This window comes from Paracoccus sp. C2R09, from assembly GCF_018860625.1.
Lineage (GTDB): Bacteria > Pseudomonadota > Alphaproteobacteria > Rhodobacterales > Rhodobacteraceae > Paracoccus.
This window is the reverse complement of record NZ_JAHKQB010000026.1, coordinates 18,312-30,146: the sequence shown is the minus strand read 5'-3', so window position 1 is coordinate 30,146 and position 11,835 is coordinate 18,312. Positions and strand designations below refer to the sequence as shown.

Sequence of the window (11,835 nt, the reverse complement as noted above, 5' to 3'; positions counted from 1 at the left end):
CAAACCCGGAGCGGTTCATCCTCGGGTGATCCGGGGGCAAAGGAAGACGGTAGGTTGGGTGCAACATCATCGTTCAGCGAGGCAGCATCGAAGCTGTAGATCTGCATTGGTGGAAGTCGCTCGTCGAGTGACGCATAGATGTCAGCCATCTCTGGGGCGGGGCTGCTGAGGTGTATTGGTCGATAGGGATCGTGAGTGTCGAGGGAAGCGTAGAGGCTTGCAGCTGCTTCGATGGCTGAAGAGAGGGTAGGGGGGGACGCCTGTGTTGGATCACTCGCGTAAGCGGGCAGGGGAAGCACGCCTATAAGCAATAGAATGGCAGTTTTTGGCACCTATTTCTCCTAAGGATTAACCGGAAGTATTGAATAATTGTACCTATAATATGCGTTCCATGCTCGTGGGGAAGGTAGTTGTGCAGCCCATAAGAAAACGAGCATCGCGAATTGCGATGCCCGTTTTCAGGTTAGGTAGTCAGTGTCGGTACGCTCGATGGACGGTCTGGAATGGCCGTCAAATGTTGCGCTGTGTCAAAGCAAGGATCGCCCGAGGTAGCTCGGACGCCGTAGCAATCACAATCGAGTCGTCGAAAAGTTCGAGGGGGTAAGATCCCTCGCCCACGACGACACCGAAGACTTCGACGTTCAGCCGCGAAAGCCATGTTTTCGCGATCTGGGCAGCATGGACGGAATCAGGCTTTCCATCGGTCACGACGAACAGGATCCTCCGCTCCTTCTCGGAAAGAAGGAAGTTGAAGCCTGCTGCCCTGTAACCGATTTCCAGGGGAGTTCCTCCACTCGGTTGAGGCCACCCGGTCAAGCTCGCGCTGACCGGACGATCAAAAGGTTTGAGGAACGGCGCCAACGCGACATGCGAAGTCACTTTCGCGGGGAAATGCGAAATCGCGGTTTCGACCATGGGGAACTGTTCCAGAGCCGAGGCAAGTCCAAGAGCTGCCTTTTTCCCTTCGATCAGAACGTTGTTGTTCCGAGTGGATCCCGATGTATCGAGCAGGATCTGAACTGCAACGCTCTGATCATCCTCGACCTGTAGATTGCGCCAGATCTTCGGATCGTGGTCGGTCCTGGTGCGTGTTAGTTGCCTCGGATCGATGCCTCGACCATGACGGCGGGGCGCCGAATACTCGCAGTCCCCACAAAGCATGGGTGAAACGGCACCAATGATTCCTTGACGAAACGACAATGCCGCCCGCATGGAATCGGTCACATCATCCCCGGATGTCGAGGATGATTTATTGGAGCCGACACCCTGATTGGCGGGGTCGATGTAGCCGATTGCCGAGCTGCTTGTATTGTTAGGATCCGCACCCTTTTTGGCCACACACTCAGCGATACTGTACTGACTGGTGGAAGGAAGGTCTTTGCTAAGTTCCGTTCTGGGCTCAGCAGGCCCGCCTTGCTGCCCTTCTTGCGCCGGAGTGCCCTCGGAGCCACCTTGCTGTCCGTCCTGCGGCTGAGCGCCCTTAGAGCCGCCTTGCTGCGGGGGCCGCGGCGGTTCGGGTTGCTTATCGGGAAGCGCTTGGTCGAAAACGAGGATCAGCTCTTCGGCACAGTGCAATACGTCCTGCGTGGATTTCGAGAGTGCGGCACGGTGCGCAATCTCGAATGCCTGGGAGAGCATTGCTTCCCCGAAATAGCTGGACGCCGCTTGCTGGTAGAGCCCGGCATGGTGAGCGAGAACCTTTTGGTTCAGGATCCGCAACCGGAAGTTCAGGATGGACCAGTTGAGCGCCAGGGACCAATGATTGTCCAGCGTCGTCGCGTCGGGATAGTCCTCGAAGATAAGACTGCAAACTGAGTTGAGGTAGGACCTGGCACCTGGGTAGAGTTGGAGCCCAAGCCGCTCGATGCGGATATCTTCGAGAATGTTGGCCGCCGCATGCCAAAGTGCATTGGGATGCTTCGGCGAGCTGTTGAGCCTGTTGCGAGAGTACTGTTGAAGCGCCGTGAAATCGGTATGGCGCACATGACCGGCAGCTTCGTGGAAGATAAGGCCGTAGAGCGCATTCCGTTTCCGAGGATCACTGAAATCCCAATGGGGAAGATAGATGGTGGTCCCGTCCGTCCTCGCATCATCACCCGAGAAGATGATATTGACCCGGTATTTGCGACCGAGCAGGGATGCCAACTTCATCGAGACTTTCGCATAGTCGATAGTGTGTTCGGTAGTCATCCGAATGATCTCCACAATGATATACGGGATCAGCCCCCACCAAGCGGGAGGGTGACCCGCAAGGGTGGGTGACTGCCCCCGAACGAGGGCAGTCGATGAGTTACCAGCTGAAATCAGCGACCCAGGCCGATTGACCGGGATCCGATTGCGGCTGCATTTCAGGTTCTTCGGATCCTCCATTGGTCTCCTCTTCCACATCCCCGAATTCGAGACTGTGGAAATTGGACGTTCTGGATGCTTCCTGAGCTTCGTGCGCCTCGGCCGGTTCGCTGGAATGGACATCCAGTTGATCGACGGAGAACTGCGAAGGCTCGAAACCCGAATGGGCAGAATTGGCACCAAGTGCTGCACCATCCTTGGGTATGGATGCTGCGGCCGGGCCCTCGGCTGTCGTGACAGTTGCCGGTGCGGGTGCAGGAGCAGATTGAGCATATTGCTCGAACTGCGCCTTGACTTCCGCAACGCTGCGCAGTGAGGAAAGAAGACCATATAGGGTCAGGAATTCCTGACCGGCAATCTTTCCCTTGCCCTGAGCGGCAGCCATCAGCCTGTCGGCAAGCAAGTTCATACCACCCGTGGGTTCGATGAACGAGAAACGCTTCAGCTTCGCGGCCATGTCGGTGACTGTCTGACGAACCTCGACACGGTAGGAGGCATTCGGATTTCCGCGCTTGCTCTCCACGTGGGACTTGAAGGCGGTAACGACCTGCGCCAGCACGCTGTCGAGCAGATCGTTTCCGACGCTCGCCATCGAGTTGGTGCGGTCTCGCGGCGAAGCATTGACCTCGAAGATCCTGAACGAAGCGCGAAAACGCGACTTTACTACAGCTCTTGGAAGGACAGCGCGGCGCAGCGGGCCTGCCATGTCAGGGTTGGAATTGATCCAATCCTCAATCATGTCGTCGTAGCCGGTCAGGAAGGTCTCCAGCGCCAGGTCGAATTCGGCGCAGCAGTCTTCGAGCTCGGTTCCGATCTGGTCGATACTGTCCTGCGGGACAGCATATCCCCCAAGCAACCGGGTACCGACCCGCGCGCATGCGCGTTCGGCCTTGGTCCGGATCTGCTTGAATGGCTGCAAGGCATCCCTGTCGATTAGGTTCTTACGGCCGTAGCTGGCGACACGAGAGGATGGCAGGTCGCTTGCGTCGATATTCACGAAATCCGATGGTTCGAGCGCTTTCGCGCCAGACCAGATCGTGAATCCGAGGTCGACGATGGCAATCTTGTCGAGAGTGGTGGTTTGAATGCTCATTGCTTCCTCCTGAATGGAAAAAGGGGAGCATGCCCCCCTGGCGGGGATTGCTCCCCGTGAGGGTGTCTCGGGCCGTGATCAGCCCATATTGAGATCGAGAACCGTAACCGCTGCCTCGCGCTCGTCCGCTGAGAGGCGGTTGAGATACGAGAGGTCGAGGGCGGGAAGGAGATCCTCCTTCACGGAGAAATCGCTTTCCCCGATACGGCGAAGAAGCCCCATGCTGCGGCCTAGATTCAGCGTTCGCATGAGTGCCCTGGTCGAGATGGGATTGCTGAGAGGCTCAGCAACATCTACGGCCTTGCTGCGGGTTTCCATGGCAAAACTGGTCAGCTTCGTGAGGAAGTGACTTGATTTGCGCGCGTAGTCCGGAAACTGGAGCATGAGCAGGTCGAGTTCGTCAGACTGCTCCATGTAGCCTACCCTGATCATCGCGAAACGATCGAGAAAGGCGGGGTCGAGGCGGCGGACGGAGCCAACATACTGACCCGTCAGATCACCACTGCCGGCGGAGTTCGCCGTGCAGATCACGCGGAAATTGGCATGAGGCTCGATGACCTCGCCTGTTTCCTTGATCACGAGGTTGCCGCCGTCCAGAACATCGTTCAGGGCGACGAGATCACCTGCGCGGCCGCGATCGATCTCGTTGATCACCAGCACCAGCCCAAGTTTAGCGGCAAGGGCAAGGGGGCCATATTCGAACACGGTGTCACCGAATTGAATGCCTTGCCTGCCGATCAACTCGAAGGAGTCGGATTTCTCGCTCCATGAAAGCATCAGGGTTGGCCATTTCAGGCGTCCCAGGACTTCTCGGATCATGGAAGTCTTGCCCGCGCCGAATGGGCCATGCACAAGAAGCGCATCGCCCTTCGAAGCGGAGAAGAGATAGGCAAGGAGGCCGCGAAGCTGGTCCTTGTTGAAGCGGTAGTGCTCGGAGGTCTTCTGAACGAATTGATCGTTGTGATGATACACCGGGACCTTACCGGGCGCCGAAATGCTGAACAGTTCGGAAACGGAAGCGGGAACCGACTGCCAGTTGATAGCGGCGCGATAGCCAGCGGGGAGATTGGTCATGGGGATAGCCCTTTCGATCGAGAGGGGAATACCCCCACAACGGGATATTCCCCGTTGGGATGGAGTTATTCAGGCAAGTCGAGCGTCGTGACCTGCACATGACTGGTCCCGGCCTTGCGGTACGGGGCAACAGTCTGTTCATCGTCTGGATCTGCCCCAAGGGACTTCACCAGATCGCGCCAGTTGACGGATCCGGAACGCTCGACATGTGTCGCGCGAACCCCCGAGAACTGGCCCTTCTTGTTTTGGCCGAGTAGCTTCAGCATGGGCGTTGATGCCTGAGTGATAGCCCTGTCGATCTCCAACAGAGCATTCTTCAGAGCGGCCTTCTGATGGAGCAGAGGCCGAAGTTTCGCAGCGCATTTCTGCCACTCATATGCGTCAATGGCGCATTGAGGGGCGTAAAGATCGCGCTTGGGATCCTTCGACGGTTCTTTTCCGCTTGCCACAGCCTGCAGAAAAGCTTCCGCACGGAGGCGAATGTCATTCTGAAAGGCTGGATCGGCCGGAACGATGAAGATCTTGTAGTCCCGGACCTCGGGCGTCTGAGCCTCCTCGTCGATGTCGCCAAAAACGAGGAAACCTTCGGCCGCATCCGTCACCAGCAATTGATGCTGGAGTTGCGGAAGATAGCGTTGGGCAGGCTCGCTGTTGATACCGCTCTTCACAACAGCCTGGTAATTGCCTGGTGATGGCACCTTGAGTTCCCAGGGGCGGCGGGACGAGTCGATACCGTCCAAGGACGCCCTGATCTGGCTCATGGTGTCATGCTCGGCGCATACCGGGATCAAGCCGACCTTGCGATCAGCCGCGATCCTTTCGCGTAGCATGAATTCGAACATCTTGCCGCGGCGGACATAGGGGTTTCCCTCCAGGTCATCCTCGGCGCGAAGCCCGCGTTTCTCAGCCCATAACTGCCATTCGGTCTTGTAGGGATTGTTGCCGAAGAGGCAGGAGATGTCAGATGCGGTGATACCGCCCCTGCGCCACTCCAGCCATTCCGGCGTGGATTGCTGCAAATTGATCAGCTTCATGGCACCCTTCCGAATTGAAAAGGGGGCCGCCCGAGAGGGGGGAAGCCCCCTTGCGGGTTTCAGGCTGCAGCCTGCATGAAGGTCAGCAAGGTAGCTGCCGCCTTAGAGACATCATGGGAAATCGCTCCGGCATTGGCCTGGCGGACAAAACTGCCCTTGGCTTTGTTGCAAGCTACGTTCCCATGTTGACGAGCACCCTTGATGTAGTCCCACATCACAGGGAACTTGGGGTCGCTTGCCATGACGGACAAAGCTCCCAGCAGATCCTGACCAAGCTTGTGACAGCTGCGATCAAGGCTCTCCTTCATGGCTACCATGGTCTGGTCGATCGCGCCAATTTCGGCAGCAGTCTCCAGGTTGCGGTCGAGCCAGCTCAATGCGTCCTTTGGAAGCGACAAGAAGTCTTCAACGCTAACACCGAAAGCCGATGACGATCCGATGGCTTGTGCATTGAGATTGGCCGGCGCCTGCGTATCGGGCCGACCCTGAGCAGACAGATCGGAATGTTCGTGCTGCGTTTGGGAGGGAATGATATCTGCCGTTTCGGGCTGACCATCCATTTCCTCGGCGGCATAGTCGCATTCCGCAAAACCGAGCCGTAAGGCTGCGACCTTGGCGCATTTGGCAAGCATCAGCATGGGTTTCTTCTCCCAAACGGAGTTCGGGAGACCCTGGCTGAGTGCGACAGCTTCATCGAAATAGACAGTATCGGTGAACGCACAGCGCTCGCTTTTGACGAAGCGGTAGACCGTCGCCGTAGCGAAGTCGGGAACTTCGAGAGTTACGGAAGCAGCTTGGTTCTGGCCACCTCTATTGCGCTTGCTGCCCTCGAAGGTCCTTGACCTGACAGTTCCGAACTTTACCTCGTCGATGCCCGCGAAGCTGTCTGTCTTGTGCGCAAGGAAGATGAGCGCCTTGACGGTCAGCCAGCAGACTTCGTAATCGACATAGCCGCCAGCAGTCCGGTCATAGCGAGACTGCTTCACGATAGCGACATGGCCACCGAAGACATCGAGACCACGCATCTTGGCAAGATCCCAAGCCTGAAGAATGGAGTCGCCATTCACCGTGTTGGCGAAAGTGGTGCCAATGAGGACACCCCATTGCTGCTTGTCGATGCCGCGGGACTGCGCTCGTTCGGTCGGGTAGGGGATACGGGGGGTATTCATGGGTCTCTCCTGTAAAAAAAAGAGGGGAAACCCCCCCTGATGGGAAATTTCCCATTAGGGATGTCAGCTTGTTAGCTGACGGATTGTGGCGTCGGTGATCAGTCGAACTGTTCGACCAGCTCGTCGTCTATGGTTTGATCGGTTGCACGATCAGATCCGTAAGGATCCCTGCGGGCATCCTCTGCGGGACGAGAAAGTGCACGGATCGCACCGAGACGATCGTTGACGACAACCTGCCAACTGTAGCGGGTCTGACCGTCCTTCTCGTGGCGGTGTTCCTTCATCTTGCCTTCGACGAGAAAGAGGTTGCCCTTGCGAGCCGCCTTCTCTGCGTATTTTGCAAGATGCCCCCAGATGACAACATCGAATGCTGTCGTCTGAGCCCCCCAGGAGCCTGTCTCGGAAGAGTAGACTTCATCGGAGGTGATCACTCGGAAGGTCGCGTAGCGCACTCCCGATTGGGTGACGCGAATGATCGCATCATCGGCAAGATTGCCGACAAGCTGAATGCGGTTGAACATGGCTTTCTCCTAGGGTGAAAGGGAGCAAGCCCCACCTCGGGGGATAGCTCCCGAACGGGTTTCAACGATTTCAGACATAGGTATTCAGCCCGCATGGATTTTGGTCCATGCCGCGCGTCGTGTCTCATGATGCGACTGACGCGGCCGGGGCATTGCCCGGACTGACAGGCGGTTTCGAGAGCTTTCGGGTCTCGAATGGGCCATTACGACCACCGCTTAGGCTTCATGAGCCATCCGCCTTTCCGGATCGAGCCGGATGAGACGCACCCTTCACGGGCCGTGAGCCGTCGCAGGAACTGCCTGCGAACATGATGTCTTCGGGTGGGCCCCAGGCGACGACCTGTCCTCTGCAAAGCAGAAAGTATCTCAAATTTAGCGCGGGACGGCATTGCCGAGCAAGACAGATCTTCCAAGGGGAATGCTTACGGAATCTGATAGCTTTGCAGAGTAAAAGACAACCGTTGCATTACGATTGACCCCGTGGCTATTCATCGTCGCGAACAACTGCACTATAATTAGCGCGACCAGGCGGCTCCCCGATCGTTGGGCAGGATCTGGCGTGATTTAAGCTACTCGTTGCATCTGCTGATCGGGTTAGCAGCTATCATGTCCTTGCGCGTAGAGCAGCGCCGGTGGTTTGCCGCCGAGTGCTGGAGTGCGGTCGCTGGTGGTTGTAGAAGGTCCTCCAATTACGGATCGTCGCCTTCGTCTCCGATCTTTTCTCCCAGTCAAGAAAGTGACCTGCCACGGGATCTTTCCTCCACCGTCGATTAGCGTCTGGCCCGACTTGAGGACGGACAATGAAGCGAACGAGATTCACGGACGAACAGATCATCGGCATCATGGCCGAGCATGGTCGACGTATACGTCGACGGCGCAAAGTGGGCGGACCTGTGCCGCAAGCACGGTATGTCGGAAGGCACCTTCTATAACTGGAAGGCTAGATTCGGGGGCATGACGCCGACGACCTCCCGGCAATGGTGCGAAGAAGAGTTGCGTCCGTTCCTCTGGCGTAGTTTGCCGTGAAGGTTTTGAAGCGCGGAGCATCACTCGGAGTGCCTGATGCAGGCCCTCCTCTGGATGGTCGCGCACCTTCTGTTCGGAGTCGCTTCGCGCTTCTGCAATATCGGTCGAAAGCTGCACTTGAGCCGGGCAGCGTTGGCGCCAAGCGCATGATCGGGTCAGGTGGGGATCTGTACGATCATTTCGATTTCAATCTTAAGATCGGGTCCGGCCAGCGCGGCGACGCCGACCCCCGTCAAACTGGGCGCTGCCCCGTCAAGAAACGCCATGATGGGAGGCATCGCGATGGCCATGGCGTCCTCGTCCAGATCTGTGACGTAGATGCGCATCTGAACGATGTCATGGGGGCTTGCGCCCACGGCCTTCAATGCTTTCACGAGGTTTGCAATGACCTGCCTTGTCTGTGCCTCCAGCCCGACCGGAACGGCGGATCCGTCTGCGGTCTGGGCCACCTGCCCGGACACGAAAGCCAAGGCGCCCGGATTCGCGATGACAATTTGCGAGTAGCCCATGTTGCGCGCGTTCGGAAGCGTTGCGGGGTTCATTCTTTTCAGCGAGGTCCGCATTGTGCCTGTCCCATGATTACACTTGAATGTCCGCTGAATATGGCGAAACATTGACGAATGGATTTCGCATCTGAGGCGAACAAAGCTCGACAAGCGGCACGGCATGGGTGACTCGAAGGTCAACGACATCCTTGTGTTCATGTCGGTCGCCACAACTGGGAACTTCGCGTCTGCGGGTCGGGCCTTTGGTCTCTCACGCTCGACGGCAGGAAAGGCCGTGGCGCGGCTGGAGGACAGGTACGGTGTCCGCCTTTTGAACCGCACGACCCGTGCCGTTAGCCTGACCGAGGCGGGCCAGAGGTTATTCGCGCAGGGCAAAGCCATTCAGGCGGCCATTGCCGAAGCCGATGCGTGTCTGGGAACCACAGACGGCATTCCCAGGGGCACGCTACGGATAACCGCACCGGATGCGCTTGGTCGACGCATCATTGTGCCTGTCATTGCGACGTTCCAAAAGACTTGGCCTGACATCCGCTTTGAAATCAGTTTTTCCGACACCGTCAGCCGCATCATCGAGGATGGTTTTGATCTGGCCGTGCGGGTCGGCGTCACGACCCCGGATGCCTCTCTGATCTCGCGAACGCTCACGGTGGAGAAAACCGTGCTATGCGCCTCGCCCGCCTACCTGGCAGACCGCGATGCGCCCCGGAACCTCGACCAGCTCAGCACCCACGACCTGCTGCAATTTTCAAGTGTCGCGAAGCGCCAGGCCTGGTCCCTGCAGGATCCCAGCAGCTTTCCGGGCAACGTGTCGGGCCGCGTGCCCCTGCGCACGGACAGCGCAGAAGGTCTGCGCGCGGCGGCGCTGGCGGGGATGGGGATCGCCCTGCTGCCGATGGCCCTGGTCAAGGATGACCTGCATGCGGGACGCCTTCTGCGGGTCTTGCCGGATGTCGACTGTGGCGAGGTGCCGATCATCGCCCTCTACCCGCACAAGAAGTTCCTGGAGCCGCGTGTGCGGCGCTTCATCGACGCCTTGGTGTCAGAGCTCGCAACCCCCGGGGCTGACGTTGCGCTTGACTGATACAGTCACGTAGGCGCTGAGATCGTCATGCCGCGTGTGATGCGGCACGACGATGCAGACGTCTCGCGGCCGAACAGGGCTAGCGGTTTTCAGTTCCGGCTCACTGACATCACGGCACGGCTGATCTGCCAGAGTGCAGCATTGCGTGTCTCGAAATCCGCATCGACGTCTGAGATGAAAATGGTGACGATCCAGGGAGCCGCCCCCCCTTTCGGGAATGATCATCGCTAGATGTTGCGCGTTTGCCTCCCGCTGCCCGACTTGTTCAGGAAAAGCCAACCGCTCGGCGCGACGGCGCGCAGCAGGTTACCTATCACACCACCGATGCTCATCCATTCTGCGAGTTGCCCGCGCGCCGGATGACAGCGCATCCCCAGCAGAAGTCGACGCGGTGTTTCGGTCACCCGAGAGGAAGCCAAGCGAGACGTGTTCGACTACATCGAGATGTTCTACAATCCGAAGCGCAAGCACGCGCGGAACGGAATGTTTTCGCCCCTCGAGCTCGAGCAGCAACAGAAACTGAGGCACGAGGGCGTCTAAGAAACGCGGAGGCATTCACAGATCCTCATCGAACAATGTAGAAAGCACTACAACACTGCTCGGCCGCATAGCGTTCTTGGATATCGGACACCGGCACCGGGGGCCTTCATCCCCATAGATCGAAGGCCGACCATGCATGAGCATTTAACCCGGACCATTCGATGGGGTCAGCTCACGTGCATTCACGCACTTCCGGAGAAAACTTGTTCGTTGTGTTGCTCATGATGCTCCAATTTACTCAGGAGTTGGAGCCTCCAGCAAGCCCGGCGCGGTTCAAATGGATAGGCAGCCGCCGGCGATTGGGCTCGCGGATACAGGATCTGCTTCGCGCGGCAGCATCATGATTGAGGCCCTCGGGCGGCGACGAGGGCATGATTGCATCGACCTGTACCGGTTGAACATCCCCAAGGCCAAGGCGCGTCTTGGGCACGACCACCGCCTGCCAGCCCCTTGGCCGGACGATACCGAAGTGAACAGCGTCGGAGGAATCCGTCGAAGACGTGACGGATACTGTCTGGAGATCGCAGAGAAGCCCGATCTTCGCGCCTCGGAGTACCTGTCACATCGCTTGCAGCCCAAGGGCTCAAGAGGGACAGGCGCAGACGACATCCCGAACGAAGATCAGCACGGGGTCGGGCATTGATGCGGTCCGCGTTGCCCGACCCCCACGAACGTTCAGCGTCCCATCCAGCCGCCGTCCACGACCAGCACCTCGCCGTTGACATAGTTGGAGGCGGCGGATGCAAGGAACACCGCGGGTCCTGCGAAGTCGCGTGGCGTGCCCCAACGACCCTGCGGGATCCGTCCTAGGATGGCCTGCGACCGGTCCGGATCGTCCTGAAGCGCCTGCGTGTTGTCGGTTGCGATATAGCCCGGCGCGATGGCATTGACGTTAACGCCCTTGCCCGCCCATTCATTCGCAAGCGCCTTGGTCAACTGGCCGATCCCACCCTTCGAGGCAGCATATCCCGGAACCGTGATCCCGCCCTGGAATGTCAGCAAGGACGCCGTGAAGATGATCTTGCCCGATCCGCGCGCGATCATGCCGCGCCCTATCTCGCGTGACAGGATGAACTGCGCCGACAGGTTCACCTCGATCACCTCGTCCCACCATTCCTCTGGATGTTCGGCGGCGGGCTTGCGACGGATGGTGCCCGCATTGTTGACCAGGATGTCGGGCGCAATGCCGTCCGCCTGCAGCTGCGTCGCGAAATCCTTGACCGCCTGACGGTGCGAGAAATCGCATCGATAGGCGCGGAAATCGCGCCCAAGCGCTCGGACCGCGCACTCAACATCCGAGCCCGCGCTTTCCAAGGATGCGCTGACGCCGACGATATCGGCGCCCGCCTCGGCCAAGGCCTCGGCCATGCCGCGCCCGATGCCGCGTTTGCAGCCGGTGACCAGCGCGGTCTTGCCGGTCAGGTCGAAACTGGACAGCACGC

Annotated in this window: 9 protein-coding genes and 3 pseudogenes; 4 read left to right on the top strand and 8 right to left on the bottom strand. The window is 58.6% G+C overall.

The window, feature by feature from the left end; translation table 11 throughout:
- Positions 1-510: 510 nt before the first annotated feature.
- The 6 genes from KO490_RS10295 to KO490_RS10270 form a co-directional block, all read right to left on the bottom strand.
- Entirely contained in the window at positions 511-2,370 is a 1,860-nt protein-coding gene (locus KO490_RS10295; RefSeq protein WP_216019338.1) for a hypothetical protein, read from the bottom strand.
- A complete protein-coding gene (locus tag KO490_RS10290) occupies positions 2,291-3,442 on the bottom strand; it encodes a DUF3150 domain-containing protein (RefSeq protein ID WP_216019337.1) in 1,152 nt (383 codons plus the stop codon). Before KO490_RS10290 ends, KO490_RS10295 begins: the two co-directional genes overlap by 80 nt.
- 78 nt (positions 3,443-3,520) lie before the next feature.
- Positions 3,521-4,516: an AAA family ATPase gene (locus KO490_RS10285; protein ID WP_216019336.1), complete on the bottom strand. Its 996-nt coding sequence runs from the start codon at positions 4,514-4,516 to the stop codon at positions 3,521-3,523.
- 65 nt (positions 4,517-4,581) lie between these two features.
- Entirely contained in the window at positions 4,582-5,550 is a 969-nt protein-coding gene (locus KO490_RS10280; RefSeq protein WP_216019335.1) for a lambda-exonuclease family protein, read from the bottom strand.
- 59 nt (positions 5,551-5,609) lie between these two features.
- Positions 5,610-6,719 (bottom strand): recombinase RecT, encoded by a 1,110-nt coding sequence (locus KO490_RS10275; RefSeq protein WP_216019334.1) that lies wholly within the window; start codon positions 6,717-6,719, stop codon positions 5,610-5,612.
- Positions 6,720-6,817: 98 nt separating this feature from the next.
- Positions 6,818-7,240, bottom strand: a complete 423-nt coding sequence (locus KO490_RS10270; protein ID WP_216019333.1) for a single-stranded DNA-binding protein — start codon at positions 7,238-7,240, stop codon at positions 6,818-6,820.
- 800 nt (positions 7,241-8,040) lie between these two features.
- Between KO490_RS10270 and KO490_RS10265 the strand changes: the two are divergent.
- Positions 8,041-8,218: pseudogene (locus KO490_RS10265) on the top strand (transposase); the annotation flags it as partial.
- Between the two features lie 203 nt (positions 8,219-8,421).
- On the opposite strand, the gene KO490_RS10260 reads toward KO490_RS10265, so the two are convergent.
- Positions 8,422-8,829 (bottom strand): RidA family protein, encoded by a 408-nt coding sequence (locus KO490_RS10260; RefSeq protein ID WP_216019332.1) that lies wholly within the window; start codon positions 8,827-8,829, stop codon positions 8,422-8,424.
- A gap of 103 nt (positions 8,830-8,932) precedes the next feature.
- Between KO490_RS10260 and KO490_RS10255 the strand changes: the two genes are divergently transcribed.
- The 3 genes and pseudogenes from KO490_RS10255 to KO490_RS16480 all read left to right on the top strand — a co-directional run.
- The gene (locus KO490_RS10255; RefSeq protein ID WP_216019331.1) at positions 8,933-9,853 is read left to right on the top strand and encodes a LysR family transcriptional regulator; all 921 of its coding nucleotides are present in this window, start codon (positions 8,933-8,935) and stop codon (positions 9,851-9,853) included.
- A gap of 378 nt (positions 9,854-10,231) precedes the next feature.
- Positions 10,232-10,393, top strand: a pseudogene (locus KO490_RS10250) (IS3 family transposase); the annotation flags it as partial.
- A gap of 15 nt (positions 10,394-10,408) precedes the next feature.
- Positions 10,409-10,618: pseudogene (locus KO490_RS16480) on the top strand (integrase core domain-containing protein); the annotation flags it as partial.
- A 450-nt stretch (positions 10,619-11,068) separates the two neighbouring features.
- Here KO490_RS16480 and KO490_RS10240 read toward each other — a convergent pair.
- Positions 11,069-11,833 (bottom strand): SDR family oxidoreductase, encoded by a 765-nt coding sequence (locus tag KO490_RS10240; RefSeq protein WP_216019340.1) that lies wholly within the window; start codon positions 11,831-11,833, stop codon positions 11,069-11,071.
- Positions 11,834-11,835 lie beyond the last annotated feature (2 nt).